The sequence below is a fragment of the Halodurantibacterium flavum genome, assembly GCF_042681825.1.
GTDB lineage: Bacteria > Pseudomonadota > Alphaproteobacteria > Rhodobacterales > Rhodobacteraceae > Halodurantibacterium > Halodurantibacterium flavum.
The window spans coordinates 1-26350 of sequence record NZ_JBHUGH010000038.1; the positions used below are offsets into that span (position 1 = coordinate 1).

Genomic DNA, 26350 nt, shown 5'->3' on the forward strand with positions numbered 1-26350 from the left:
CAGGCGATATGCAAGAGACCGATCCGTCGAAAAACAGACCAAACCGCCCGCATATCCCTTCAAAAAAAAACAACAATGTCAAAGAGCAAAAGACAAAAACAAACGAGCAAACGCCACAAAGCAGCGCTACCCGCATGCATCCATCCAGAAAACCAAACCGAGAACAACAAGCCCCCGGCCCGGTGAAGCGCTGTCTACGGAACCAAAACGACACGCGCAAGCAAAAAATTACACGACACAAAAAAAATCAAGCAAAGGCCTGAAAAGAAACGAAAAATATGGCGAAAAGCGCGGGGCGGGAGCGAGCCATTCCCGAGAATCTGAATCAACGAGCCCCGGCCCAAAGGGCCGAGGCCACCACGTCATCCAGGAACGTTCAGCTTCGGCCGCGAACGGCTCTGGCCAGCCATATGAGAATGACTGCGCCCACGAAGCCTGCCACCAGATATCCGACCCATCCGACGAACGCGACGCCGAAGATACCCAGAAGAAGGCGCGCTATTGCCGCGCCCACGATGCCCAAGATGATGTTCAGAAAAATCCCGGTATCGCTTTTCATCACCGATGAGGCCAGCCAACCGGCCAGCCCGCCGATGATGATCGCCGCAATCCATCCCACCTGCGCGTCGTCCATTGCGGCCCCCTTAGCGGCGATTGTCGGTCAGGGCGGAGCCGATGGCGAGCCCGATCCCGAAACAGACGAGACCGAAGGTCGTCAGTGCGGTTGCGGCCGTGCCGGGGTTTTCACGCAGCGCCTCGCCCAGTTCATGGGCCTGATGGCGGGCACGACCGGCGATGGCATTGGTGCGCTCGCGCGCCTCATGCCAAAGTTCGGCACCCTGTTCCTGTGCGCGCTCTGCCGCCTCTTGGGCGCGGGCGCGGATGCGGTTGCTTTCGGCCTCGGCGTCCTTGCGGACCTCTTCGATCTTGTCCTTGGTCTTGTCGGCTGCCTTGTCCAGGTCAGACATGACGATCTCCTTGTCCTTGAGTGCGCTTGTCCCTGATGTGCGTCCGGGCTTCCCGATCAAACGCGCCAAGGGAAAAGAGGTTCCTCAGGTCCGGGCGCCGTCCTCAAGGGCGCGCTGCCATTCCCGTACGCGCGCCTCGGGCCGGGGGTTGAGCGTGATGTCCGTCACCACAGCGACCATATCCGCGCCTGCCTCTACGGCCTGCCGGGCGGTTTCGGCCGTCAGGCCACCAATCGCGCAAAGCGGGCGATCCCCTGCCAGCCGCTTCCACTCGGTTATCCGCCCCATTCCCTGCGGCGCCCATTTCATGACCTTGAGCCGGGTAGGAAAGATCGGCCCAAGTGCCACGTAGTCGGGATTGAACCCGAGCGCCCGGTCAAGCTCCGCATGATCATGCGTGCTGATCCCGAGCCGGAGGCCCGCGCGTCGCAAGGCGGGGATGTCGGCGGTGTCGAGATCCTCCTGCCCCAGATGCACCCAGTCCGCCCGGGCGTCGATGGCCAGCTGCCAATAATCGTTGACTACCAGGATCGCGCCCGCGTCCCGCGCAAGGGTCAGCGCATGGTCAATCTCGCGGCGCAGTTCGTCCTGTGGCAGGTCCTTGATCCGCAGCTGCACCAGCCGGACGTCAAGGGCCAACAGCCGTGCGACCCAGTCGGCGCTGTCGACGATGGGGTAAAAGCGATCCAGCGTCATTCGAGCCATGCCTTGCCGATGACCGGGGTCGAGGGTTGCGCCATGTCGCGCGCCGGCATCGGATCGGCGGCATGGGCAAGCCGGCCTGCCTCGGCGGCCATGGCAAAGGCCTGCGCCATCGCCACCGGATCGCCCGCCCGCGCGACGGCGGTGTTGAGCAGGACAGCGTCATAGCCCATCTCCATCGCCTCGGCCGCCTGGCTTGGCAGGCCAAGCCCCGCATCGATCACCAGTGGAATGTCCGGGAAATAGGCCCGCAAGCTGCGCAAGGCATAGCGGTTCATCAGGCCCAGCCCGGTGCCGATCGGCGCCCCCCAAGGCATCAGGACCCGGCATCCGGCCTCGACCAGCCGATCGGCAAGAACCAGATCCTCGGTCATGTAGGGAAAGACCTGAAATCCGTCGTCGCACAGGATACGGGCGGCTTCGACCAGCCCGAAAGGGTCGGGTTGCAGCGTATCCGTCTGGCCGATCACCTCCAGCTTTATCCAGGGGGTGGAAAAAAGCTCGCGCGCCATATGGGCCGTCGTCACCGCCTCTTTCACCGAATGACAGCCGGCCGTGTTCGGCAGCACCTTCACCCCAAGATCGCGGATCAGCGCCCAGAAATCCTGCCCTGCGCCTCCCTCGCGGCGGAGCGAGACGGTAGCCACCGACGCGCCGGAGCTTCGGAACGCGCGCGCCATCACGCCGGGCGAGGGGTACTGCGCCGTGCCCAGCATCAGGGGCGTCTGCAGCCGGGTGCCATAAAACTCACGCATCGCTCAGCCCCCCTGCATAGGCGACAGAACCTCGACTCTGTCCCCCTCGGCCAAGGGTCGTGTCGCCCGCGCCGACGACGGCACAAACTCACCATTCACCGCGGTGGCGATCCGCGCGGCCGTCAGTCCGAGTTCGGCCACCAGATCATGAAGGTTATCCGCCGCGACCTCCTGCGCCTGTCCGTTAATCTCGATCTTCATCCATAACCTCCGGTCTTTTTCCATCCGTCAGGTAGCTGGCCACGGCCTCTGCCAGCGCGGGCGCCAGCAGGAAGCCATGGCGGTAAAGTCCGTTAATGAATATCCTCTGCCCTCGGCGGCGGATGCGGGGCAGGTTGTCGGCAAAGGCCGGGCGGGCATCCACCCCGGTTTCCAGAACCTCCGCCTCGGCAAAGGCCGGATGCAGCGCATAGGCCGCCGAGAGCAGTTCAAGCAGCGCACGGGCTGTCAGGCGATGGCGGTCCGCGCTCTCGATCTGGGTGGCGCCAAGCATGAAGACGCCGTCACCCCGCGGCACGATGTAAAGCGGGTGACGCGGATGCAACAGGCGCACCGGTCGCGACAGCGTAATCTCCGGGCAGCGCAGCACGACCATCTCGCCTTTGACGCCCCGTAAATCCGACAGCATGTCCCGCGCGGCAAGTCCGCGACAGTCGATCATCCAACCGCCGTCTGGCGGCGTGCCCGTCTCTACCGGAACATCCGCATCCGCCAACCGGCGGCGCAGGTCCGCAAGCGCCGCACGCGGGTTCAGATGCGCCTCGGCGGCATAAAGAAGTCCGTGCCGGTGCATCGACAGATCGGGTTCAAGCCTCGCTATCTCTGACGCCGGAACATCGCGGTGACCGCCCGTCCTGCGCGCAAAACGCGCAAGATCCCCGCGGTCGCGCGACAGGGCCAGAACAAGGGTGCCGTTCCGGACAACACCACCGGCATGCCTGTCCCACCAGTCAGCCGCGCGCTGCCCCAGCCGGAGAACGGGTTCCTCGGCTGTCTCGCTCTCGCACCACGGGGCGAGCATTCCCCCGGCCCACCACGAACAGGCCTGCGGCCCCGGGTCAGGTCGGGTATCGAACAGGCGGATTTCCATCCCCCGCGCCCGAAGCGCCGTCGCGACGCAGAGGCCGGCAACCCCAGCCCCGATGACCGAAACCGGCCTCATGCCGGCCAGAACCTGTGAAAATGATGCACCGGCCCCTGCCCCCGGCCCAGGGAAAGACGGGCGCCGGCCCGGATTGCATCCTGCAGCCATCCATGCGCACGGGCGATGGCGTCGGGCAGAACCAGCCCCTGGGCAAGCCCCGCCGCGATGGCCGCGGCAAGGCTGCACCCGGTGCCATGCGTGTTCCGGGTGTTCTGGCGCGGCGCTTCAAATACAATGGTTCTGCCCGGCGTGACCAGCAGGTCGGTGACGACCTCACCGCGCCCGTGGCCACCCTTCATCAGGACCGCGCGCGCGCCCATATCCAGCAGCGCACGACCCTGTGACGCCATTTCCACCGCGTCCACCGCTTCCGGGCGATTCAGAAGGCGCGCGGCCTCCGGCAGGTTGGGGGTGATGATCGTGGCGGCAGGTAAAAGCCGCCGCAACATCGCCTCTATCGCAGTGCCGGGCAGAAGCACCGCACCCGACTTCGCCACCATCACAGGGTCGAGTACCACCGGCACGTCCTTTCCGGCCAGCCCGTCCGCGACAGTCACGATCGCGTCGGCATCACCCAACATCCCCAGCTTCACGGCGCCGACGCTGAAATCGTCAAAGACCGCGGCGATCTGGGCGGCAATCATCGCAGGGGTCACAGCCTCTACGCGGGTGACCGTCATGGTGTTCTGCGCCGTGACGGCCGTAAGGACGCTGGCACCATAGACGCCCAGCGCGGAAAATGTCTTGAGATCGGCCTGAATCCCGGCGCCGCCGCCGGAATCCGACCCCGCAATCGTAAGTGCAATGGGTGTCATATGCCGCCTCCTCGGTTTCGGGACAGGCGGAAAGCAGGTGATGCGCTGACGGAATGTACGTCGCGCGACCGTTCCCTCCGCCGGTATGACCCGGATCAGGTTCGATGGGTTGATGCACAGCATCTCTCAGCCCGCAGATCGGGCACCCCAACGGTATCGCTGCAATCCTAGCGGCACCGGCGGTGGTTCGCAAGCGACCGGGCTTAGTCATTGATTAAAGGGTTTGGTCCAGAAACAGAGCCATCGGGCAAGGAGAACGGGTTGGGCAAGCGAATCATCCTCATCGACCGGCGGCCAATCCGGGCGATGAAACTGGCAGACGGGTTGCGCGCAGCCGACCTGGTGGTGATCGACGCCGTGGTCTCGCCGGCGCAGGCCCTGCGCCATCCGCGCCTGTCCGAGGCCGAGGCGATTTTTCTCATTGGTCCCGCCCGGGGCGAGGTCGAGCGCGCGCGGGCCGATCTTGGCCCAGCCGGCCCCCCGGTCATCCCCGTCGCGGAGGAGGATATGGGCGGTCTTGCCGGGGCCGATTACACGCGCGTGGCCACGCGCCTTGTGCAAATGCTGCGCGGTCCCGCCCCCCCGGCGCCAGAGCTTCGCCCAATCGTCTGCATCGGCGCCTCCACCGGCGGGGTGACGGTCCTCGAACAGATATTGGAGGCGTTTCCCGCCGACTGCCCCCCGACGATGATCGTTCAGCATATCCGTGGCAGCTTCAGCGCGGGTCTGGCAGAGCGTCTCAACCGTCTCTACCGGCCAGAGGTGAGCGAGGCCCGGACTGGCGCACCGCTGCTGCCGGGTCACGTCTACCTTGCGCCTGGGGACCAGCATCATCTGGAAATGCGCATGCAGCCGGGCGCCCAGTGCCGGCTGACGACAGGCGAACGCGTTTCCGGCCACCGTCCGTCTGTGGATGCGCTTTTCCGGTCGGTGGCCGACAGGGCGCCGCCCGGGGTCGCCGCAATTCTGACCGGCATGGGGCGCGACGGGGCGCAGGGTCTGCTGCAACTGCGCCACCGCGGGTGGCATACAATTGCCCAAGACGCACAATCCAGCACCGTCTACGGCATGCCCAGGGTCGCCGCCGAAATCGGGGCCGTTGATGAAGTTCTGCCGGGCGCGGCCATCGGCCCGGCGATCCTGCGCGCCTGCAACCGCATCACGCAACGCCACCAGTCAGGACAAGACCTGTGACCGCCCCGCCACCGAACCTCATTCACGTGCTGCAGGGCGAATACCGCCTGTCCAACCGCCCCGGGGACATGCTCAGCACGCTTCTCGGCTCTTGCGTGGCTGCCTGCGTCTATGATCCGGTGACCGGTGTGGGCGGGATGAACCACTTCCTGCTGCCCGACGGCGGGCTCGGGGACAAGGCAAGCCTTCGCTACGGCGTCAACTCGATGGAACAGATGATCAACGCCCTCCTCAAAAGCGGGGCCGATCGTCGCAGGATGGAGGCCAAGATCTTCGGCGGCGGGCGGATGCTGCCCGGGCTCCGGAATATCGGGCAGGACAATATCGAGTTCGCCCGATGGTTCCTGAACGGCGAGAGCATCCGGATCACCTCGGAAAACGTCGGCGGGACACAGGGCCGCAAGCTGCGATTCTGGCCCGTGACAGGGCAGGCCCAGGTGCAGCTCATGCAGCCGCATGAGGCGCCGCCACCCCAGCGACCGCGCCTTGCCGCCGATGACGGTGCGGTGGAGCTTTTCTAGGTCACGTCAACACCGCCTGGGTCCGGAGGTGCCCGACGCTCTACCGTTTGTCCAAGAGATGCAGGTTGTATATTCGGCCCCGGCGCTTGCGCGGCATTCAATAGCAACCCGGGCGCGTCCTCTGGTTCACACCGCCTCCCCCACCTATGCGCTGCACAGCTTATCTCCGGTGATGTACGCAATCTTCCGGATGCTCCCTCGCCTGTCCGGCGAAGATCGGATTGGGGTTGACGATGGCGTGGGACATCTCGCGGCGCGCGCACCGAGGCTCTCGCGCGCTCGCGCGAGAAAGACACCGGATCGCCGCGGCGCTGAGGGTGACGATTGTGCGTCTCTTCTCTCTCGCACGGGCACGGGCGCCGGAAAAACACCCATCAGACGCAACTCAGTATCGCTGTCAACATTGCGTCTCGCGCCTGCAAGCGCGGAACACTCGGAGCCAAGACACCGCAGGCGCGCATCATTCGCGTCTCTCACGCGCCTGCGAGATATAATCTTTCTTTCGCGGATGGCAGCGATCGCATAAGCCGTCGCCGTCGCCCCCGCGCACGCACGCGGCTGCCGTGTACGCGCGCGAGCCGTTTTCCCCTTCGCACGTCACTCCCGCGCACGCGCGGGGCTGCCGGGGTCTTCGTCCACCGTAACGCGCGACACGCGATCGCTCCCGTGAAGGCGCGGACCGCCGATCACGCGGTTTCCCTTGGCAAAGGCACTTTCGCTACCCCCCGCGAAGGCGCGGGAGTGACGGGATGGAAGTACATGTCACTCGTTAACTTCGTCGCTCCTGTCATGACCTCCTGCACCTTACGCCGCGCTAGAGATAAAGGTCTCTCATCACTCCGGCGCTTCAGGCCCTGCCAGTTTCCCGAAAGAGGGCAAGCCGTGGCCCCATTCACTCCGTTGTGCGCAATGCCTCCGGCGGGTTGACGCGGCAGGCGTGCCATGGTCGATGGCATCACCCAACCGGAAGCTCGCATGATCCGCGCCATCTATGACTGGACCCTCTCTCTTGCCGCGAGCCGCCACGCGCTTTGGGCGCTCGCCATCGTGGCGTTCATCGAAAGCTCGGTTTTCCCGATCCCGCCCGATGTGCTGATGATACCGATGATCATCGCCCGCCCCTCGCGCGCCTTCCTGATCGCGGGGGTGGCGACGCTTGCCTCCGTTCTCGGTGGAATGCTCGGCTATTACATCGGCTGGGGACTGTTTGAGAGCCTTGGGCGACCGGTGCTGGAGTTCTATGGCAAAGACGCCTATTTCGGCGACTTCGCCGCGCGCTACAACGAATGGGGCGCCTGGGCGGTGCTGATGGCCGGCGTCACCCCCTTCCCCTACAAGGTGATCACGATCCTGTCGGGCGCCACGGCGCTTTCGTTGCCGGTCTTCATCATCGCCAGCATCATCGCGCGCGGCTTGCGCTTTTTCCTCGTGGCGGCCCTGTTGTGGAAGTTCGGCCCGCCGATCCGCGATTTCATCGAGCGCCGGCTGGGCTTGATGTTCACCCTCTTCGCGGCAATCCTGCTCGGCGGCTTTGCACTGGTGAGATTTCTATGAACGACAGAATGCTGGTTGCCATCGCCACGCTGGGTTCGGCGGCGCTTCTTGGGGGGGCGCTGCTTTTCCAGTATGTCGGCGGGCTTGCCCCCTGCCCCATGTGCCTTTGGCAACGCTGGCCGCATCTGGCGGCGATCCTGATCGGGCTGGTGGCGCTCGCGCTGCCCGCGCGGATATGGGCGGCGCTCGGAGCTGCCGCGGCGGCCACCACGGCCGGGCTTGGCGTCTATCACGCCGGGGTGGAACAGGGCTGGTGGCAGGGGCCGACCACCTGTACCGCGGCACCCATCGGGGGGCTCAGTTCGCAGGAACTGCTCGACCAGATCCTGAACGCGCCGCTGGTGCGCTGCGATGAGATCGCCTGGCAGTTTCTCGGTCTGTCGATGCCCGCCTGGAACGCGATCCTCTCGCTGGGGCTTGTGATGATCTGGGGCGCGGCCTTTGTTGCGCTTGGCAAACGCAGCGGCTGAAGGGGACCTCGGATGGGAAAAACCGGCGGAAAAACCTGCATTTTGATCGGCGCGCCTGTCGATGCGGGTCAAAAGGTTGCAGGCTGCATCATGGGGCCGGCCGCCTATCGCACCGCCGGGTTGATGCGCGCGCTGAAGGACCTTGGCCATGATCCCTGCGACGCAGGCGATGTCGTACCTGCAGAGCGGCGGCCGCTCACCACCACGAACGCCGCCGTTCACTCCCTGCCCGAGGTCGTCGCCTGGACCGAGGCGCTGGCCCGCGCCGGCCAGGATGCGATGAAGCGGGGGATGCCGATCTTCATGGGGGGCGATCACAGCCTCTCGCTCGGCTCTGTCGCCGGGGTCGCCGCCCACGCCGCCGAGGTCGGGCGCCCGCTTTTCGTGCTCTGGCTGGATGCCCATTCCGATTTTCATACGCCGGAAACGACGCAGTCGGGAAATCTTCACGGCACGCCCGTGGCTTATCTGGCGGGGCGCAGCGGTTTTGATGTTTTCCCACCCTTCCCCGCCGCCGTTCCTGCAGAGAACATCTGCCTGTTCGGCATCCGCTCGGTCGACCCAGAGGAACATGCCGCCCTGCTGACGCATGAGATCGAGATCAACGACATGCGGGTGCTGGATGAACGCGGCGTCGTCGCCCCCCTGCGGGAGTTCCTGCTGCGGGTCGAGGCAGCGGGCGGGCTGCTGCATGTGTCGCTCGACGTGGACTTCCTCGATCCCTCGGTCGCGCCGGCGGTAGGGACGACAGTTCCCGGCGGCACCACATTCCGCGAAGCGCATCTGGTGATGGAGCTTTTGCACGAAAGCGGGCTGGTCACCTCTCTCGATCTGGTGGAACTGAATCCCTTTCTGGACGAACGTGGCCGGACCGCGCGACTGATGGTCGATCTTGTGGCAAGCCTGATGGGCCGCAAGGTGTTCGACAGGCCCACCCGGGTCTTTGCCTGACTATCTTAGTGCAGCGTAAATTCGCCCACCACATTGCGCCATTCCCCGGGGCTGATCATCTTGCGATGCGTGAAACGCACGGAATGGAGCGGCCCCTCGATCTGGTCCTGCCAGAACTCGATGAAGCGGAACAGCCGAGGATAATCCGGGGCAAGGTCATAGTCCTGCCAGACAAAGCTGTTCAGGACATGGCGATAATCGGGCATCCGATAGAAAAACTCTGCCGTGGTAAGCCCGTAACCCCGCAGCATGAGACCCGTTTCCTGTGCAGTCATACCAACCTCTCTGCTTCTTCTTTTCATCAGAATGACACAGGCGCGTTAGTTTTCAATTAAAACAGTATGTTAGCACTCGCACCCTTTGGCTGCCGATCTGGGCGGGCGCATAGGATTGCACCCAGCAGTTGGGATGGGCTATAGTGCCCCCAACTAAATCTAGAGACCCGCAGAAAAGGCGAGAGCAACGTGAGCGACCGGCCCGAACCCCCTGATAACACGGATGAAACGGCCCCCGAGCGTCCGCAGCATGAAGGGCCGACGATCTCCATCGCCGAGGAAATGAAGGCCTCCTATCTCGACTACGCGATGAGCGTGATCGTGAGCCGGGCGATTCCCGATCTCCGCGACGGACTGAAACCGGTGCATCGGCGCATTCTTTATGCGATGCATGAAACCGGCAACACGCATGACAAGCCTTACCGCAAATCGGCACGCCCCGTGGGCGATACGATGGGGAAATATCACCCCCACGGTGACGGTGCCCTTTATGACGCGCTGGTGCGGATGGCCCAGCCCTTTTCGATGTCGCTGAAGCTGCTCGACGGTCAGGGCAACTTCGGCTCGATGGACGGCGATTCAGCGGCGGCCATGCGGTATACCGAGGTGCGGATGGACAAGCCCGCCGCCTTTCTTCTTGCCGATATCGAAAAGGACACGGTCGATTTTCAGGACAACTATGACGGCAAGGACCAGGAACCGACTGTCCTTCCGGCGCGGTTTCCGAACATGCTGGTCAATGGCGCGGGCGGCATCGCCGTCGGTATGGCGACGAACATCCCGCCGCATAACCTGGGTGAGGTGATCGACGCGACCAAGGCGCTGATCCGCAATCCGGATCTGAGCAGCGAAGAGCTCATGGAATACATCCCGGCTCCGGATTTTCCGACCGGCGGCGTGATCCTCGGGCGTTCGGGTGCGCGCAAGGCTTATCTGGAGGGGCGTGGATCGGTCGTCATCCGCGCCAAAACCCGGGTCGAGGAAATCCGCAAGGACCGCTACGCGATCATCGTGGATGAGATCCCGTATCAGGTCAACAAGGCCGCGATGATCGAAAAGATCGCCGAGATGGTCCGCGACAAGCGGATCGAGGGCGTGGCCCATGTGCAGGACGAATCCGACCGGATCGGGGTGCGCGTGGTGGTCGAGCTCAAGCGCGACGCGACACCGGATGTGGTTCTGAACCAGCTTTACCGCTTTACCCCAATGCAGACCTCGTTCGGTTGCAACATGCTGGCGCTCAACGGGGGCCGGCCGGAACAGTTGACGCTGCGCGATTTTCTTACCCACTTCCTTAACTTCCGCGAAGAGGTCGTGGCGCGGCGCACCGCGTTCGAGTTGCGCAAGGCCCGCGAGCGCAGCCATATCCTGTGCGGTCTGGCGGTGGCCGTGTCGAATGTCGATGAGGTCGTGGCCACCATCCGCGCCTCGGCCGATCCCGCAGAGGCGCGCGAAAAGCTGATGACGCGGCGCTGGCCCGCCCATGACATCGCGGAATACATCCAGCTGATCGACGATCCGAGCCACCGGATGAACGATGACGGGACCTATAACCTCTCGGAGGCACAGGCCCGCGCCATCCTCGAACTTCGCCTGCAGCGCCTGACCGCGATGGGGGTCAAGGAAGTCACGGATGAGCTTCAGGAACTGGCGGCCAAGATCCGCGACTATCTCGACATCCTGCGGTCGCGCGAACGGATCATGGGGATCATCACCGACGAACTCGACGAGGTGCGCGCCGCACATGCCGTACCTCGCCGCACCGAGATCGCCGACTGGGCGGGCGACCTGGATGACGAAGACCTGATCGAGCGCGAAGACATGGTCGTCACCGTGACCTCTGGCGGCTATATCAAGCGCACCTCGCTGGCCGAGTTCCGCGCCCAACGCCGCGGGGGCAAGGGCCTTGCGGGGATGACCACCAAGGAAGACGATGTGGTGACGACGCTTTTCGTCGCCAACACCCACACCCAGCTTCTGTTCTTCACCACCGACGGGATGGTCTACAAGCTCAAGACCTGGCGGCTGCCGCTTGCGGGGCGCAACGCCCGGGGCAAGGCAATCGTCAACATCCTGCCCATTGAAACCGGCGTTTCGATTGCGGCGATCATGCCCGTCGACGTGCCCGAGACCGACTGGGAGAACCTGCAGATCGTCTTTGCCACCTCGGATGGGGACGTTCGGCGCAACGCGCTGTCGGATTTCACCAACGTCATGCGCAATGGCAAGATCGCAATGAAGCTGCCCGAGGGTGTGAGCCTGGTGAACGCGCGCATCGCGGATGAGAATGACGATGTGATGCTCGTTACCGCATTGGGGCGCGCCATCCGCTTCCCCAGCACGGATGTCCGCGTCTTCAAGGGCCGGGACTCCACCGGCGTGCGCGGCATCCGTCTGGGCGACGATGACCGGGTGGTGTCGATGGCGGTGATCCGCCACTTCAACGCGACCCCCGAGGAACGTGCCGCCTATCTCAAGATGCGCCGGGCGGCCGAAGGGGCGCTCGACGACGGCGCCGAGGCCGATGAGGACGAAGAAGCGGTCGAGGCGGGTCAGCTTTCGCTGGAGCGTTATGCACAGATGTCGGCGGCCGAGGATCTGATCCTCACCATCACCGCGCGCGGCACCGGCAAGCTGTCCTCCAGCCATGGCTATCCCGTGCGCGGACGTGGCGGTCAGGGCGTGATGGCGATGGACAAGGCGATGCGCGGCGGCCCGCTGGTTGCGGCCTTCCCCGTGGATCTGGGCGACCAGATCATGCTTGCCACCTCGACCGGGCAGTCGATCCGCGTGCCTGTGCAGGGGATCTCGTTCCGTTCGCGCAGCGCCGGCGGGGTCAAGGTGTTCAACACGGGCCCCGATGAGGTCGTGGTGTCCGTCGCCCGGATCGCCGAACAGGGCGTGGATGAGGTGGTCAGCGAGATCGGCGGCGAAGAGGGTGGCGAGGCTTGATCGCCTCGCCGGCCCCCGTTAAATGCAGGCCATGACAAACACCCTACATATTGTCGGGGGCGGCATGGCCGGCTCCGAGGCTGCCTGGCAGGCCGCAGAGGCCGGCATCCCGGTTGTGATCCATGAGATGCGGCCAAAGGTCGGAACCTTTGCCCATCAGACCGGCAATCTGGCCGAGATGGTCTGCTCCAACTCTTTCCGCTCGGATGACGACGAACAGAACGCCGTCGGCCTGCTGCATTGGGAAATGCGGGCGGCGGGCGGGCTGATCATGGCGATGGCCGATGCGCATTCCCTCCCCGCCGGGGGGGCGCTGGCCGTCGACCGGGAGGCCTTTGCCGAGGCGGTGACGGCGCGGCTGCGCGCGCATCCGAATGTGAGGGTAGAGGCCGGAGAGATCACGGCACTTCCGGCCGAGGGCCACTGGATCATCGCGACGGGCCCCCTCACCTCGGGCGCGCTGGCCGAAGCGATCCGCGCCGAAACCGGCTCGGAAAGCCTCGCCTTCTTCGACGCAATCGCCCCTATCGTCTATACCGAGAGCATCGACATGTCGGTGGCCTGGGCGCAGTCGCGTTACGACAAGGGCGAAACCGAGGAGGAACGCACCGCCTATCTCAACTGCCCTATGACCCGGGATCAGTATGAGGCGTTCATCGACGCCATCCTCGCCGCCGACAAGACCGAGTTCAAACCCGGTGAGACCGCGGGCTATTTCGACGGCTGCCTGCCGATCGAAGTCATGGCAGAGCGGGGGCGCGAGACCCTGCGCTTTGGCCCGATGAAGCCCGTCGGGCTGACGAACGCGCATCAGCCGGATGTGAAACCCTATGCGGTGGTGCAACTGCGGCGGGACAACAAGCTGGGCACGCTTTACAATATCGTCGGCTTCCAGACCAAGATGAAGTATGGCGCGCAGACCGAGGTCTTTCGCCTGATCCCGGGGCTTGAGAACGCTCAATTCGCGCGTCTGGGCGGGATACATCGCAATACCTTCCTCAATTCTCCCACACTGCTCGACGATCAGATGCGGTTGCGTTCGCGCCCGCATATCCGCTTTGCGGGGCAGATCACGGGTGTTGAAGGCTATGTCGAAAGCGCCGCGATGGGGCTACTGGCCGGCCGGCTTGCCGCGGGCGATATCCTTGGGCGTCCGATAACGCCCCCGCCCCCGGAAACCGCGATGGGGGCACTGGTGACGCATATCACCGGCGGGGCCGAGGCAAAGACCTTTCAGCCGATGAACGTCAACTTCGGCCTTTTCCCTGCGATTGACGCCAAGGGCGGGCGCCGCGGGCGCAAGGACCGGTACAAGGCCTATACCGACCGCGCAAAGGCTGCCTTTTCCGAGTGGCTGGGACAGGCTGCGCGGGATGCCGCCTGAGTACCGGACGCGGTTTGCACCCTCGCCCACCGGGTTCCTGCATCTTGGCCACGCCTGTTCCGCCCTGACGGCGTGGGATCGGGCACAGGCCGCAGGGGGCAGCTTTCTGCTGCGGATCGAGGATATCGACCGCCCCAGATGCCGCCCGGAATATGAGCGTGCGATCGAGGAAGACCTCGGCTGGCTCGGCCTGAGCTGGCCCCGTCCCCTGCGCCAATCGGAACGGCTGCCCGAATATCGCCGTGCGGTTGACCGGCTTTCGGCGACGGCGCTCACCTATCCGTGCCGGTGCACCAGAGGCGACATCCGCGCCGCCCTCTCCGCGCCACAGGAAGGGGTTGCATGGGGGCCGGACGGACTGATCTATCCCGGAACCTGCCGCGGCCGCACCATGGCCGAGGCCGGGCCGCAGGATGCCATCCGGCTCGATATGGCGCGGGCTGTCGCGCATCTGCCCCGGACCGGGTTTCAGGAAAACGGTCCATTGCAGTCGGGCTGGCACGCGCTCGACGCCGACTATCTGGTCAATGGGGTCGGCGATGTGGTTCTGGCGCGGCGCGACATCGGCACCTCCTATCACATCGCCGTGGTGGTGGACGACGCGGCGCAGGGCATCACCGAGGTCGTGCGCGGCGCCGACCTGTTCGACGCCACCGTGATCCACCGTTTGCTGCAGGTGTTGCTGGGTTTCCCGCAACCCGACTACTGTCACCATCCGCTCGTGCGCGATGAGGCTGGCAAGCGGCTTGCCAAGCGCGACGATGCGCGTGCCATCCGGGCCTATCGGGCCGAAGGCGCCTCGCCCGACGATATCCGGCGGATGGCGGGGCTATAGGGGCTGCATGATCTCCACCTCGGCACCCTCGCGGATCGCGGTGTAAAAGCAGCTGCGCCGGTTGGTGTGGCAGGCGGGTCCGGTCTGATCCACCAGCAAAAGGAGGCAGTCCCGGTCGCAATCGACCCGCATCTCGATCAGGGTCTGGACATGGCCCGATGTTTCGCCCTTGGCCCAGAACGACTGGCGCGAGCGGGACCAGTAGGTCACCCGGCCCGTGTCCAGCGTACGCGCAACGGCATCCGCATTCATCCACGCGACCATCAGAACCTCGCCCGTCGCATGGTCCTGCGCGACCGCCGGGATCAGCCCGTTCGCATCATAACGCAGGGTTGCGGGATCGAAGGACATGGCTCACTCCTTTGCACGATGGCGGGCGCAGCCTATCTATGGCAAAAGCTCGGACAGGAAAAGCGAAAGGCCGCGCCATGAGCACCGACAGCGATCTCATCAAGCTCTATTCCGGCCGCATTCTTGCGCTTGCCGCAGATATCCCCCTTGCCCGCCGGCTGGACGCCCCGATGGCGACCGTGCGCCGTCGCGCGCCGATCTGCGGCTCGACCATCACCGTGGACGTGGTGATGAAGGATGGCCGGGTGGCGGAATTCGGCCAGGATGTGAAGGCCTGCGCCCTGGGTCAGGCTGCGGCCTCGGTCGTCGGCGGCGCCATTCTGGGCCGCACCAGGGCAGAGGTGGAAGAGGCCCGCGACCAGCTGGAGGCCATGTTGCGTTCGGGCGGACCCGCCCCCACCGCGCCTTTTGACGGGCTGGAGGTGCTGATGCCGGCGCGAGACTACCGCAACCGGCACGATTCCATCATGCTTGCGCTTCAGGCCACCGCCGACGCAATGACCGAGGCCGAGGCCGCCGCCTGCGCCTGAACCTGTGGAAAAAAAAGCCGCCGGTCTCTCGGGACCGGCGGCAGGCAGGCGTCCATAAGGCGTGGGGCACCTTGGGCCGTCAGGCAGGCGGCACAAAGGACGCGGGGCAGAACCTCAGAAAACTTCGGGCAGGTGCAGCGCTGCTATCAGCATTGCGACCAGCGAGACCACGCCGACCGCATCCGCCAGCAGAATGCCGGGCGCGCGGGTCAGGATGGATTTGATGTCACTGCGCATCTCAATCTCCATATCGCGAATCTGTTCCTTATTTGTTCCATCTTCTTCACCGCCTGTAAAGAACTTTATAGGAACATCCGAGAACCTATTACCCGACAGAGATCAGTCTGATCCCCCTGTCCTGCTCCATCAGCCACAAAAGGTGCCGCGCAGCCCGGCCGCGGGGGCTCGTGAGGGCAGGATCATCATGCAGCAGCTTGCGGGCATCGCTTTGCGCCAGCGCCATAAGGCTTGCCTGGCGCTCCAGATCGGCGATCCGGAACCGGGGCAGCCCGGATTGCGCGGTGCCGATCAGATCGCCCGCCCCGCGCATGGCAAGGTCTTCCTCGGCGATCCGGAATCCGTCATCGGTTTCGCGCAATATCCTCAGGCGACGCTCCGCCGTGTCCGAGAGCGGCGCGTCATAGATCAGCAGACAGGTCGATTCTGCCGCGCCCCGGCCTACGCGCCCCCGCAACTGGTGCAGCTGCGCAAGGCCAAAGGTCTCAGCCCCCTCGATTACCATGATCGAGGCATTGGGCACATTGACCCCGACCTCGATCACCGTCGTCGCCACAAGAACCGAACTTTCGCCCGCGACGAACCGCGCCATCGCGGCGTCCTTTTCCGCCGGGGGCATCTGACCGTGAACCAGGTCAACGCGCCCTTCGCCCAGGGCCGCGCGCAGATGCCGGAAACGTTCCTCGGCCGCGGTAAGGGCGACCAGTTCGCTTTCCTCGACCAGCGGGCAGACCCAATAGGCCTGCCGACCCTCCGCAATCGCGCGGGCCAGATGTGACACGACCTCATCCAGCCGCGCCGCAGCCACAAGCGCCGTTCGCACCGGCGTCCGCCCCGGTGGCTTTTCATCCAGCACCGACACATCCATATCGCCATGGGTGGCGAGTGCGAGGCTTCGGGGAATGGGCGTCGCGGTCATCACCAGCACATCGACCGCATTGCCCTTGGCCCCCAGTTCCAGCCGCTGGGCAACGCCGAACCGATGCTGCTCGTCGATCACCGCAAGCCGCAGGTCGTGGAACACCACATCCTTCTGGAAAACGGCATGGGTGCCCACCAGAATATCGGTCTGCCCCTCTGCCAGGGCCTGCAGCTTGCGCGCCCGCTCCGCGCCCTTGTCCCGGCCGGTCAGCAAGGTCATCGAGATGCCCGCAGCCTCGGCCAGGGGCCGGAGGCTCTCCAGATGCTGGCGCGCGAGGATTTCGGTCGGAGCCATGATCACCCCCTGCCCGCCCGCCTCGACCGCGATCAACAGCGCCATGAAGGCGACGAGCGTCTTGCCCGTCCCGACATCGCCCTGCAACAGCCGGTTCATCCGGGTCGGCTGCGCCAGATCGGCGGCGATCTCGGCGACTGCACGGCGCTGCGCCCCGGTCGGCGCATAGGGCAGGCTCGCCAGAACCTTTGCCTGCAGAACCCCCGTCTCACGGCTTTCCCGCCCGGCGGACCGGCGGCGGGTCGCCCGTGCCAGCGCCATGGTAAGCTGATGGGCAAAAAGCTCATCATAGGCGAGCCGCCGCCGCGCCGGATGGTCCGCCGACACGCCCTCATTTCCCTGTGGCTGATGCGCCAGTCGCAACGCCGCGCGCCAGTCGGGCCAGCCTTCGCGGGCGCAAAGAGCCGGGTCGATCCATTCCGGCAACTCGGGCAGCCGCGCAAGGGCGCTTGCCGCAGCGCGCGCCACGGTTTTTTGCGTCAGACCGGAGGTGAGCGGATAGACCGGTTCAAAATCCGGCAGCGTCGCGAGCTCTTCCGGCGCGAGGACATGGTCGGGATGTGCGATCTGACAAAGGCCGTCGAACTGCTCCACCCGGCCCGAAACGATACGCCGCGCCCCCGGCGGAAAGAGCTTCATCAGATAGTCCGACCGCGCGTGAAAGTAGACGAGCATGAAATCGGCCCCGCCGTCACGCATCGCAATCCGATAGGGCTTGCCCTTGGTCCGCGGCGGATGATGCGCCACGACCTCCGCCTCGACCGTGGCTATGGCAGGGGGCACGATCTCCCGGATGCTCTGGCGCAGGCGCCGGTCGATGACGGCATGGGGCAAGGTGAACAGCAGGTCGCGGGGACGTGTGATATCGAGCCCCGCGAAATGCTGTGCCATGCGCGGTCCGACGCCCTCCAGCGTCTCCAGCCCGGCAAAGAGCGGAAAGAGCGCCTCGGGCCGCCCCGCCATCAGCCGCTGCCGGCCAGCGCGAGCCAGGCGTCCTCGTCAATGACCTCGATCCCGAGTTCGGCCGCCTTTTTGGCCTTGGACCCGGCGCCTGGCCCCGCCACAAGAAGATCCGTCTTTGCCGAGACGGAGCCGGCGACCTTTGCGCCAAGCTCCTCCGCACGCGCCTTCGCCTCGGCCCGCGTCATGCGTTCCAGCGTACCGGTGAAAACCACCGTCTTGCCGGCAATCGGGCTTTCGACGGCGCCACGCCGGACCGCGTCCTGCACCGAGAGATGCGCGACCAGCGCGTCAATCGCGGCGCGTTCCGCATCCTGATGGAAGGTCGTGACCAGTGAGGTCGCCATGACTGCCCCCACCCCGTCGATGGCGATCAGGTCCTGCCAGGCGGCGCCGGAACCGGGTTCCGCCGTGGACATGGCAGTTTCAAAGGCGGCCCAGCTTCCGTAATGCGCCGCCAGCAAGGCCGAGGCGCTTTCGCCCACATGCCGGATGCCGAGTGCAAAGATCAGGCGATGGAGCGGGATCTGCCGCTTTTCCCGGATCGCCGCAAAAAGATTGGCGGCCGATTTCTCCCCCCAGCCTTCGCGGTGTTTCAGCTGCTGGATACCGCTGCCATAGCGGTCCTCCAGCGTGAATATGTCGGCGGGTTGCGTGATCCAGCCGTCCTTGTAGAACGCCTCGACCTGCTTTGCGCCCAGCCCCTCGATGTCGAAGGCGGCGCGGCTGACGAAATGCTTCAGCCGCTCCACCGCCTGCGCGGGGCAGATGAGCCCCCCTGTGCAGCGCCGCACGGCATCGCCGGGTTCGCGCAGGGCCTCCGATCCACATTCCGGGCAGGTGGTGGGAAAGGTATAGGGCACGGCGCCCTCGGGCCGCCGCGCCAGATCGACATCGCTGATCTTGGGGATCACATCGCCGGCGCGGTAGACCTCGACCCAGTCGCCGACGCGGATATCGCGCCCGCCGCGGATCGTCTGCCCCTTGGCGTCCCGGCCCGCGATGTAATCCTCGTTGTGCAGCGTGGCATTCGACACTACGACGCCGCCCACGGTGACCGGAGAGAGCCGCGCGACGGGGCTGAGCGCGCCGGTCCGCCCGACCTGAATGTCGATTGCCTCAAGCCGTGTCCAGGCGAGCTCGGCGGGAAATTTATGCGCAATGGCCCAACGGGGCGTGGCAGAGCGGAAGCCAAGCCGCCGTTGCAGTGCCAGATCGTTCACCTTGTAGACGACGCCGTCGATGTCATAGCCCAGCGTCGCGCGCTGCCCCTCTATCCTGCGATAGACGGCGAGCATCTCCTCGGGCCCGGCGCAAAGCCCGGTGAGAGGATTGATCACAAAGCCCAGTTCCGCCAGTCGTTCGATCGCGCCCATCTGCGTGTCCGCAAGGGGCGCGGAAAGCTCCCCCCAAGCATAGGCAAAGAAGCGCAGCGGCCGCGCGCGCGTGATCTCGGGGTCAAGCTGGCGAAGGGAGCCCGCCGCCGCATTGCGCGGATTCGCAAAGCGCCGGTCCCCCGCCGCCGCCTGACGTTCGTTCAGCGCCGCGAAATCGTCATGGGACATATAGACCTCGCCCCGAACCTCCAGCACGTCGGGGGCACCTGCCAGTTTCTGCGGGATATCGGCTATCGTCCGTGCGTTCTCGGTGACATTCTCGCCCACCTCTCCGTCGCCCCGGGTCGCCGCCTGCACAAGTTCCCCGCCCTCATAGCGAAGCGACAGGGACAGGCCGTCGATCTTCGGTTCGGCGGTGAAAGTGAGAGGGTCGCTGTAGTTCAGGTATTTCCGCACCCTTTCCTGAAACTCGGCCACATCGGCATCGTCAAAGGCGTTTTCCAGGCTCAGCATCCGCACCGCGTGACGGACCTTGCCAAAACCTTCTGCCACCGCAGCGCCGACGCGGTCAGAGGGGCTGTCCGCCCGCTTCAACTGCGGAAAGCGGGCCTCGATTTCTGCATTTCGGCGCCGCAGCGCATCATACTCGGCGTCCGAAATCTCGGGCGCGTCCAATGTGTGATAGGCGCGGTTCGCCGTTTCTATGAGTTCCGCGAGACGGGCGAGTTCCGCCCGCGCCGCATCCTCGGTCAAATCTTGCACTGCGACAGGTTCGTCCATGGCCGGCCCCGCTCTTCCATCCGCCTTGTGATAAGGGGCGGGGGGGCGCGGGTCCAGCCCTTGCCGCTTGCTCAGGCGTTGACGGCGATGCGGCGCGTCACATCCTCGGGCGCCGGGTCGCGCAGCACGTAGCCACGGCCCCAGACTGTCTCGATGTAGTTATCTCCATCCGTCGCCTCGGCGAGTTTCTTGCGCAACTTGCAGATGAAGACGTCGATGATCTTGAGCTCCGGTTCGTCCATCCCGCCATAGAGATGGTTGAGGAACATCTCCTTGGTCAGCGTCGTGCCCTTGCGCAGGCTCAGAAGCTCAAACATCTGGTATTCCTTGCCAGTCAGATGGACCGTCCGGCCTTCAACCTCAACGGTCTTGGCATCCAGATTGACCGCCACCTTGCCGGTGCGGATTGTCGATTGCGCGTGCCCCTTGGACCGCCGGATGATCGCGTGAATGCGCGCGACCAGTTCTTCCCGATGGAATGGTTTGGTCAGATAATCATCCGCGCCAAATCCGAAGCCCTTGATCTTGCTTTCAGAATCATCATCACCCGAAAGGATCAGAATGGGCGTGTCGACCCGCGCCAGCCGGATCTGACGCAGAACCTCATGGCCCGTCATGTCGGGCAGGTTGAGGTCCAGCAGGATCAGATCGTAGTCATAGAGCTTTGCCAGATCGACGCCCTCTTCGCCCAGATGGGTCGGATAGACGTTCAGGTTGGCATGAGTGAGCATCAGTTCAATGCTGCGAGATGTCGTCGGGTCGTCTTCAACCAACAGGATACGCATGAGATTCTCTCCGCTTCAGATGTCCTTCTGAACATGACCGTGCACTCGTTAAGCACCTCTTACTCGCATGGAACAAATTGCGAAAACAACCTAAAGTTGTTGATCGCCTTTCAAAGCCTGAATCTTTGTGACTTTCAGGCCAGCCTCACCGTGGCGGCGCGCGGCCTCGCACCAGATCTCGAACTCTTCCTCCGACAGATCATAAAGCTGCAGCGCCTCTTCGCGCTGGATAAGTCCGCAATTCACCGCCAGGACCACCCGCGCCTTTCGGCTTGCCACCCATCGGCGCGTGTCCTGTGGCGGCAGATCCGCGCGTGTCATGCGTGTTCCATCCGGAAGCGTGACAGAGCGCGGCCCGGCGATGCGCCTGATATACATCTGAACCATTCCCTTGCCGTTTCCGTCACATTCATCGGGGGCCGCTTAACGCAGAATGAAGGGCGGGGTTGTTAGTGCAGAGCATTTTCATATATTCCATCGCATCTCAGGAGATCGCGATGCCACTCGACCGGATGCCCCTCAACTCTCTTGGCTTTGCCAAGCCGCCTGCGGAAACGCGGGTCGTTGTCGCCATGTCCGGCGGCGTGGACAGTTCCGTCGTGGCGGCACAGCTTGCCGAAGAGGGTTATGACGTCGTGGGCGTTACGCTCCAGCTTTACGATCACGGGGCGGCGCTTGCGAAAAAGGGCGCCTGCTGCGCCGGCCGCGACATCCACGACGCGCGCCGGGTGGCCGAGGAAATGGGCTTTCCCCACTATGTCCTCGACTATGAAAACACCTTCCGCGAGGCGGTGATCGACGAATTCGCCGATGCTTATCTTGCCGGCGCCACCCCCGTCCCCTGCATCCGCTGCAATGAACGGGTCAAGTTCCGCGACCTGCTGGCCACGGCCCGCGATCTGGACGCCGATTGCATGGCTACGGGTCATTACATACAGCGCAAGACGGGCCTCGCCGGGCCGGAGCTTCACATGGCCGCCGACCCTGTGCGCGATCAGAGCTATTTCCTGTTCTCGACCACGGCCGAGCAGCTCTCCTATCTCCGCTTTCCCTTGGGCCACCTGCAAAGCAAGGCCGAGACGCGGGCGCTTGCGGCACGATACAAACTGCCCGTCGCGGACAAGCCCGACAGCCAGGACATCTGCTTTGTCCCGAACGGCAACTATGCCGCGGTGATCGAAAAGCTGCGCCCCGGCGCGGCCGATCCGGGTGAGATCGTGGACATGGACGGCACGGTTCTGGGCGAACATCGGGGCGTCATCCACTACACGATCGGCCAGCGGCGTGGCCTGGGTATCGGGGGCCTGAGCGATCCGCTCTATGTCGTCCGGCTCGACCCTGAATCGCGTCGCGTGGTCGTCGGGCCCAAAGAGGCCCTCTCGACCCGGACCATTCCTGTGCGCGAAATCAACTGGCTTGGCGATGCGCCCTTCACCTCGGCCCCGGAATGGCATGTTTCGGTCAAGGTCCGGTCTACCCGCCCCCCGCGGGCCGCGATCATCCGCCCCCTTTCGGCGACCGAGGCCGAGATCGAATTGATCGCACCGGAAGAAGGGGTCAGCCCAGGACAGGCCTGCGTCTTTTACGATACCGAAAGCACCCGCGTCTTTGGCGGCGGGTGGATCTGGAAGGGCCGCTAATCAAGCGCCCCGAGAACAGAGCGTGCCGCCCGGTCACCGGGCGGGTCGCCCCCTGCGCCAAGCCGTTCCATCGTCACCGCCATTGCCTTCAGCTGCGCGGCCCGTTCCGGGCCGCCCGCGATCAGCCTCAACGCAGCGGCGGCAATAGGCTCCGGCCGGCAGTTCTTTCCCAGAAACTCTGGCACCGCCCGCGTTTCCGAAACGAGGTTCACAAGCGTCACGGTATCCAGCCGCACCATGCGTTGCAGGATCGCGCGCGACAGCCAGTTGAAGTCATAGGCGATCACCATCGGGACCGCATTCGCCGCGAGTTCCAGCGAGACGGTGCCCGAGGCTGCAATCGCCACATCCGCAGCGGCAAAGGCCGCGCGTTTCTCTCCCGCATCCTGCGGGTCCAGAAGGTGCAGCGGACGGGGCCAGTCGCGGCTCAGTTCTGCGACGAGATCGGCCGTCCCCCGCACCCGTGGCACGATGAACTGCGCATCCGGATGTGCGCCCGCGATCAGGCGCAGCGCACCCCCAAGGCGCGGCGCCAGCCGCGAAACTTCGCCGCGACGTGACCCGGGCAGCACCATGACCAGCGGTCCGTCTGCCCCCAGGTCGCGGCGAAAGGCTGCCGCCTCTTGCGCAGTGGCTCTGGGTTCAGAGACCACCGGATGGCCGACGAAGTCACAGGTCATCCCGGCGGCTTCCATATAAGCCGGCTCAAAGGGCAGAAGCGCCAGAACATGATCGACGACCTGCGCCATCTTTTGCGCCCGTGCAGGCCGCCAAGCCCAGACCGAGGGGGCGACGTAGTGCATCACCCGCTGGTCCGGCCGCTGCGCCCGGACCAGCCGTGCCACGCGCAGGCAGAAATCCGGGCTGTCGATCCCGATCAGGGCGTCCGGCCGGACCTTGAGGGCCGCCTCGGCCGTTTCATGCAGGCGCCGGCGCAGGTGCCGGTATTTCGGCAGCACCTCTGCAAGCCCCATGACGGAAAGGTCCTCCATAGGGAAAAGGCTTTGCAGGCCCTCGGCCTGCATTGCAGGCCCGCCGACGCCGTAAAACTGCACCTCGGGCGCGGCCCGCCGCAACCCTGCCATCAAGGCCGCTCCAAGCCGGTCGCCCGACGCCTCGCCCGCGATGAGAAAGATATTCATTCCGACCCACGCGACCAGAGGAAGAGGCCAAGGCGATCGGCCTCTTCGGTCATCCCGTCACGGTCGAGCAACAGCACATCCCCCGCCGCAAAGGCGACACCGGCCAGCCCTGCCGCATGGGCAAGGCGCACGGTCTGGGCCCCAAGCGCAGGCAGATCAATGCGACGATCCTGCCCCGCCTTGGCGGCCTTGAACAGGAGCCCGGCCCCGCCAGGGCGCAACGCGTCCAACGCGGCCACCTGGCGCAACATCACGTCTGTTCCCGGCAATGCCTCGACCGCAAGGCAAAGCCCCCGCGCCACAACGACACCCTGACCTACATCGACCGCCCCCAGTGCTGCAACGATGGCAGCAGCGCGCGCTGCATCCTGACGGTCGCGCGCATCAGGCTGGCGGGTCGACAGAACCCCCTCGGCCGGCAGGAGGTCCGGCGCGACATCCGGCACACCCAGAACCGAAAACCCGTCCTCTTCAAATATGGCGATCACCGCGCGCAGGGTGGCATCGTCGCCCTGCTGCATCGCCGCAAGGATACGCGGGACCATCATGGCCGTCTGCGGATCGAATTGCTCGGGGTCGAGACGGGGGCGCTGTATAGCCCCGGCAAAGATCACGTCCGACACGCCCAGTTCATGCAGTCGCGCGAGAAACGGCGCCAGCCGCTCGACCCGAAAACTCTCAAGCGCCGGAAACTCCCCCTCGGGGCGATAACCGTCGAGATGCGCGACGACAGGGTCTTTCAGGTGCCCTGCGAGGAATCCCGGCAAGTCCCCCGCGCCAGCGATGATTGCGGTGCGCGCCATCATGTCCTCGGTGCCAGGAACGAACGGTCGGAGCTTGCAAGGATAAATGCCGCAATCTCGCGAACAAGCGCGCTCTCGCTGCTCTGCAACGCCTTGGCGCGTTCCTGAAATGCACCCTCGCCGGACGAGAGTTTTCCATAGGCCGCGCGCAGGGCGGCAATTTCCTCTCGGGCAATCCCGCGCCGTTTGAGGCCCACCAGGTTCAAGCCGTCAAGCGTTCCGCGCGGCCCCTGAACGAGACCGTGGGGAATTACGTCGTTCGTCACCATCGTGACCGCGCCGATAATCGCCCCGCGCCCGACGCGTACCCATTGATGAATTCCCGAAAGGCCGCCGATGATCACGTCATCCTCGATCACGCAGTGCCCTGCGATGGCGGACTGGTTCGCGACGACGACCCGGCTGCCCACCTGTGCGTCATGGCCGACATGGGCGCCCGACATGAAAAGACAGTCATCGCCCACGCGGGTCACGCCGCCGCCTCCCTCGGTGCCGGTGTTCAGTGTCGCGCCCTCACGGATGCGGTTCCGCTGGCCGACAATCAGGCGCGTGCGCTCGCCACGATACTTGAGATCCTGCGGCACCTCGCCCACGCTGGCAAAGGGGAAAATCACGCTTCCGGCACCGATCTCGGTCCAGCCTGTGACAACGGCATGGCTCTTGACGATGACGCCATCGTGCAGGGTTACATCGGGGCCGATCACGGAGAATGGGCCAATTTCGGCCCCCGCGCCGATCGTTGCCCCGTCTTCCACCACCGCCGAAGGGTGGATGCGGGCGTCGGAATGGATCCCTGCGCCGAGCATCAGCGCCCGTTCCGCAGATCGATCATGGCGGTGAACTCTGCCTCGGTCGCAACCTCGCCGTCGACCCTTGCCGTGCCCTGGAACTTCCAGACGCGACCGCCGCCACGCTTGGTCACCACCTCCAGCTTAAGCACGTCCCCGGGCACGACCTTGCGGCGGAACTTGCAGCCATCGACATTCATGAAATAAACCAGCGGCTCCTTGTCCACCAGGTCGAGCGTCAGCCCGACCAGCGCCGCCGAGGTCTGGGCAAGCGCCTCGATCATCAGAACGCCGGGCATGACCGGAACACCGGGAAAATGGCCCTGAAAGAACGGCTCGTTCATGGTCACGTTCTTGACGCCCACGGCACGGGTGCCAAGCTCGATCTCTTCCACACGGTCAAGAAAGAGGAACGGATAACGATGCGGGATGATGCGCTGGATCAGCTGGATATCCGCGGTTTGCGTGTCGGCCCAGGGATTTGCCGGGGTTTCGGTCATTCGTGCTCTCCTTGCAGCGCGGCGCCGGTCGGCCGGGGTTCCGGCGTGGGCGGTCTGCCCCTGAACTAGCAACTCCCCCCGCATGAGGCAAGAAGCCGGCCCATGACGGGCCCGTCAGTCCTGTGGCGCCTCAGGCGTCGGCGGCTGCATCCCGTTCGGCGGTGTCAGGACGACGGGGCCACCCTCCGTGCCGCCAGCGGCCGGCGGAACCGCCAGCGGCGGATCATCTCCGTCGGGCGCAAGATCGGTCCCGTCCCCGATTGCCTCATCGATGCGCGCAACAGCCTCGGCGGTGATATCGACCCGCTGGGCCGCGATGAAGACGGAACGCGCTTCAAGGATGACTTCGGCCCCATGTTCGGACATCAATGTCCCGAGCACGGGCACCGCGACCTGCATGAAGGCCTGAAACCCTTCTTCGCTACGGCTGGCGATATCGCGGCTTTTCGCTTCCTGCTCACGGCGGATCTCGACCACCTTTGCGTCGAAGGCCTCTGCGAGAGGACGGAACGCCTCGGGCGTCATCTGGCTGCGGCGCTGGGTCAGATCGCGTTCTTCCGCCTCAAGCTCGGCCTCGATGCGCCGGTTTTCGGCCGAAAGCTCCTGATAGGCGCCGTCGATCTCCTCCTGGATACGCTGACCGAACTGCGACTGTTCAAAAAGCCGGTCCGAGTGCAGCGTCAGAATGGGCCGCGTCTCCTGTGCCGACGCAGCCGCCCCCGGAAGGAGCAGCGCGAGGATCAGGAAAAGCGCCCTCATCG

Annotated in this window: 30 protein-coding genes and 1 riboswitch; of the genes, 11 read left to right on the plus strand and 19 right to left on the minus strand. The window is 65.0% G+C overall.

Going from position 1 to position 26350, the window contains the following annotated elements:
- The coding region (locus ACFSGJ_RS19640) for a hypothetical protein (protein ID WP_390265787.1) at nucleotides 1-263 on the plus strand (263 nt) is incomplete at its 5' end.
- 113 nt (nucleotides 264-376) lie between these two features.
- Here the strand turns inward: ACFSGJ_RS19640 and ACFSGJ_RS19645 are convergent.
- The 7 genes from ACFSGJ_RS19645 to thiD all read right to left on the minus strand — a co-directional run bounded on the left by ACFSGJ_RS19645 (nucleotide 377) and on the right by thiD (nucleotide 4384).
- The gene (locus ACFSGJ_RS19645) at nucleotides 377-634 is read right to left on the minus strand and encodes a GlsB/YeaQ/YmgE family stress response membrane protein (protein ID WP_390265789.1); all 258 of its coding nucleotides are present in this window, start codon (nucleotides 632-634) and stop codon (nucleotides 377-379) included.
- Nucleotides 635-644: 10 nt separating this feature from the next.
- Entirely contained in the window at nucleotides 645-968 is a 324-nt protein-coding gene (locus tag ACFSGJ_RS19650) for a hypothetical protein (protein ID WP_390265791.1), read from the minus strand.
- 84 nt (nucleotides 969-1052) lie between these two features.
- Nucleotides 1053-1664 (minus strand): thiamine phosphate synthase, encoded by a 612-nt coding sequence (locus tag ACFSGJ_RS19655; protein ID WP_390265793.1) that lies wholly within the window; start codon nucleotides 1662-1664, stop codon nucleotides 1053-1055.
- The gene (locus ACFSGJ_RS19660) at nucleotides 1661-2425 is read right to left on the minus strand and encodes a thiazole synthase (protein WP_390265795.1); all 765 of its coding nucleotides are present in this window, start codon (nucleotides 2423-2425) and stop codon (nucleotides 1661-1663) included. The genes ACFSGJ_RS19655 and ACFSGJ_RS19660 overlap by 4 nt, the downstream gene beginning before the upstream one ends.
- A gap of 3 nt (nucleotides 2426-2428) precedes the next feature.
- Nucleotides 2429-2626: a sulfur carrier protein ThiS gene (gene thiS, locus ACFSGJ_RS19665; RefSeq protein ID WP_390265797.1), complete on the minus strand. Its 198-nt coding sequence runs from the start codon at nucleotides 2624-2626 to the stop codon at nucleotides 2429-2431.
- Nucleotides 2610-3587 carry an FAD-dependent oxidoreductase gene (locus tag ACFSGJ_RS19670; protein ID WP_390265799.1) on the minus strand — a complete coding sequence of 326 codons (978 nt, stop codon included), beginning with the start codon at nucleotides 3585-3587 and terminating at the stop codon, nucleotides 2610-2612. Before ACFSGJ_RS19670 ends, thiS begins: the two co-directional genes overlap by 17 nt.
- The gene (gene thiD / locus ACFSGJ_RS19675; protein WP_390265801.1) at nucleotides 3584-4384 is read right to left on the minus strand and encodes a bifunctional hydroxymethylpyrimidine kinase/phosphomethylpyrimidine kinase; all 801 of its coding nucleotides are present in this window, start codon (nucleotides 4382-4384) and stop codon (nucleotides 3584-3586) included. The genes ACFSGJ_RS19670 and thiD overlap by 4 nt, the downstream gene beginning before the upstream one ends.
- A gap of 55 nt (nucleotides 4385-4439) precedes the next feature.
- A riboswitch (TPP riboswitch) is annotated at nucleotides 4440-4544 on the minus strand.
- A gap of 101 nt (nucleotides 4545-4645) precedes the next feature.
- Between thiD and ACFSGJ_RS19680 the strand changes: the two genes are divergently transcribed.
- The 5 genes from ACFSGJ_RS19680 to rocF all read left to right on the plus strand — a co-directional run bounded on the left by ACFSGJ_RS19680 (nucleotide 4646) and on the right by rocF (nucleotide 9074).
- On the plus strand, nucleotides 4646-5578 hold the full coding sequence (locus ACFSGJ_RS19680) for a chemotaxis protein CheB (protein ID WP_390265803.1): 933 nt from the start codon (nucleotides 4646-4648) through the stop codon (nucleotides 5576-5578).
- A complete protein-coding gene (locus ACFSGJ_RS19685) occupies nucleotides 5575-6099 on the plus strand; it encodes a chemotaxis protein CheD (RefSeq protein WP_390265805.1) in 525 nt (174 codons plus the stop codon). Before ACFSGJ_RS19680 ends, ACFSGJ_RS19685 begins: the two co-directional genes overlap by 4 nt.
- Before the next feature lie 975 nt (nucleotides 6100-7074).
- Nucleotides 7075-7653 (plus strand): YqaA family protein, encoded by a 579-nt coding sequence (locus ACFSGJ_RS19690; RefSeq protein WP_390265807.1) that lies wholly within the window; start codon nucleotides 7075-7077, stop codon nucleotides 7651-7653.
- A complete protein-coding gene (locus tag ACFSGJ_RS19695) occupies nucleotides 7650-8123 on the plus strand; it encodes a disulfide bond formation protein B (RefSeq protein WP_390265809.1) in 474 nt (157 codons plus the stop codon). The genes ACFSGJ_RS19690 and ACFSGJ_RS19695 overlap by 4 nt, the downstream gene beginning before the upstream one ends.
- 12 nt (nucleotides 8124-8135) lie before the next feature.
- Nucleotides 8136-9074, plus strand: coding sequence for an arginase (rocF, locus tag ACFSGJ_RS19700; protein ID WP_390265811.1), 939 nt, complete (start codon nucleotides 8136-8138; stop codon nucleotides 9072-9074).
- Between the two features lie 5 nt (nucleotides 9075-9079).
- Here the strand turns inward: rocF and ACFSGJ_RS19705 are convergent, their stop codons facing one another.
- On the minus strand, nucleotides 9080-9349 hold the full coding sequence (locus ACFSGJ_RS19705; protein ID WP_390265813.1) for an usg protein: 270 nt from the start codon (nucleotides 9347-9349) through the stop codon (nucleotides 9080-9082).
- Nucleotides 9350-9538: 189 nt separating this feature from the next.
- Between ACFSGJ_RS19705 and gyrA the strand changes: the two genes are divergently transcribed.
- From gyrA to gluQRS, 3 genes are read left to right on the plus strand one after another with little or no spacing between them, the layout of a single operon-like run.
- Nucleotides 9539-12301: a DNA gyrase subunit A gene (gene gyrA, locus ACFSGJ_RS19710; RefSeq protein WP_390265815.1), complete on the plus strand. Its 2763-nt coding sequence runs from the start codon at nucleotides 9539-9541 to the stop codon at nucleotides 12299-12301.
- A 31-nt stretch (nucleotides 12302-12332) separates the two neighbouring features.
- Entirely contained in the window at nucleotides 12333-13685 is a 1353-nt protein-coding gene (gene trmFO, locus ACFSGJ_RS19715) for a methylenetetrahydrofolate--tRNA-(uracil(54)-C(5))-methyltransferase (FADH(2)-oxidizing) TrmFO (RefSeq protein ID WP_390265817.1), read from the plus strand.
- Complete coding sequence (gene gluQRS, locus ACFSGJ_RS19720) at nucleotides 13675-14520, plus strand: tRNA glutamyl-Q(34) synthetase GluQRS (protein ID WP_390265820.1); 846 nt, start codon at nucleotides 13675-13677, stop codon at nucleotides 14518-14520. Before trmFO ends, gluQRS begins: the two co-directional genes overlap by 11 nt.
- Here the strand turns inward: gluQRS and hisI are convergent.
- Nucleotides 14515-14871, minus strand: a complete 357-nt coding sequence (gene hisI / locus ACFSGJ_RS19725; RefSeq protein ID WP_390265822.1) for a phosphoribosyl-AMP cyclohydrolase — start codon at nucleotides 14869-14871, stop codon at nucleotides 14515-14517. The two genes, gluQRS and hisI, sit on opposite strands and share 6 nt — an antisense overlap.
- A gap of 77 nt (nucleotides 14872-14948) precedes the next feature.
- On the opposite strand from hisI, the gene ACFSGJ_RS19730 reads away from it, so the two are divergent.
- A complete protein-coding gene (locus tag ACFSGJ_RS19730) occupies nucleotides 14949-15401 on the plus strand; it encodes an iron-sulfur cluster assembly scaffold protein (protein WP_390265824.1) in 453 nt (150 codons plus the stop codon).
- A 114-nt stretch (nucleotides 15402-15515) separates the two neighbouring features.
- On the opposite strand, the gene ACFSGJ_RS19735 is transcribed toward ACFSGJ_RS19730, so the two are convergent.
- The 5 genes from ACFSGJ_RS19735 to sciP all read right to left on the minus strand — a co-directional run bounded on the left by ACFSGJ_RS19735 (nucleotide 15516) and on the right by sciP (nucleotide 21094).
- Nucleotides 15516-15638 carry a hypothetical protein gene (locus tag ACFSGJ_RS19735; protein WP_390265826.1) on the minus strand — a complete coding sequence of 41 codons (123 nt, stop codon included), beginning with the start codon at nucleotides 15636-15638 and terminating at the stop codon, nucleotides 15516-15518.
- A gap of 88 nt (nucleotides 15639-15726) precedes the next feature.
- Entirely contained in the window at nucleotides 15727-17817 is a 2091-nt protein-coding gene (recG, locus tag ACFSGJ_RS19740) for an ATP-dependent DNA helicase RecG (RefSeq protein ID WP_390265828.1), read from the minus strand.
- Nucleotides 17817-19931 (minus strand): NAD-dependent DNA ligase LigA, encoded by a 2115-nt coding sequence (gene ligA / locus ACFSGJ_RS19745; RefSeq protein ID WP_390265830.1) that lies wholly within the window; start codon nucleotides 19929-19931, stop codon nucleotides 17817-17819. The genes recG and ligA overlap by 1 nt, the downstream gene beginning before the upstream one ends.
- 71 nt (nucleotides 19932-20002) lie before the next feature.
- Nucleotides 20003-20716, minus strand: a complete 714-nt coding sequence (ctrA, locus tag ACFSGJ_RS19750; RefSeq protein WP_390265832.1) for a response regulator transcription factor CtrA — start codon at nucleotides 20714-20716, stop codon at nucleotides 20003-20005.
- Nucleotides 20717-20806: 90 nt separating this feature from the next.
- Complete coding sequence (gene sciP, locus ACFSGJ_RS19755) at nucleotides 20807-21094, minus strand: CtrA inhibitor SciP (protein ID WP_390265834.1); 288 nt, start codon at nucleotides 21092-21094, stop codon at nucleotides 20807-20809.
- Between the two features lie 119 nt (nucleotides 21095-21213).
- Between sciP and mnmA the strand changes: the two genes are divergently transcribed.
- Nucleotides 21214-22356 (plus strand): tRNA 2-thiouridine(34) synthase MnmA, encoded by a 1143-nt coding sequence (gene mnmA / locus ACFSGJ_RS19760; RefSeq protein WP_390265836.1) that lies wholly within the window; start codon nucleotides 21214-21216, stop codon nucleotides 22354-22356.
- Here mnmA and lpxB read toward each other — a convergent pair.
- The 5 genes from lpxB to ACFSGJ_RS19785 form a co-directional block, all read right to left on the minus strand.
- Complete coding sequence (gene lpxB, locus ACFSGJ_RS19765) at nucleotides 22353-23498, minus strand: lipid-A-disaccharide synthase (RefSeq protein WP_390265838.1); 1146 nt, start codon at nucleotides 23496-23498, stop codon at nucleotides 22353-22355. The two genes, mnmA and lpxB, sit on opposite strands and share 4 nt — an antisense overlap.
- Nucleotides 23495-24301: an LpxI family protein gene (locus tag ACFSGJ_RS19770; RefSeq protein ID WP_390265840.1), complete on the minus strand. Its 807-nt coding sequence runs from the start codon at nucleotides 24299-24301 to the stop codon at nucleotides 23495-23497. Before ACFSGJ_RS19770 ends, lpxB begins: the two co-directional genes overlap by 4 nt.
- Nucleotides 24301-25107 (minus strand): acyl-ACP--UDP-N-acetylglucosamine O-acyltransferase, encoded by an 807-nt coding sequence (gene lpxA / locus ACFSGJ_RS19775; protein ID WP_390265842.1) that lies wholly within the window; start codon nucleotides 25105-25107, stop codon nucleotides 24301-24303. The genes ACFSGJ_RS19770 and lpxA overlap by 1 nt, the downstream gene beginning before the upstream one ends.
- Nucleotides 25107-25589, minus strand: coding sequence for a 3-hydroxyacyl-ACP dehydratase FabZ (gene fabZ, locus ACFSGJ_RS19780; RefSeq protein ID WP_390265844.1), 483 nt, complete (start codon nucleotides 25587-25589; stop codon nucleotides 25107-25109). The genes lpxA and fabZ overlap by 1 nt, the downstream gene beginning before the upstream one ends.
- A 114-nt stretch (nucleotides 25590-25703) precedes the next feature.
- Entirely contained in the window at nucleotides 25704-26348 is a 645-nt protein-coding gene (locus ACFSGJ_RS19785) for an OmpH/Skp family outer membrane protein (RefSeq protein ID WP_390265846.1), read from the minus strand.
- Nucleotides 26349-26350: the final 2 nt, after the last annotated feature.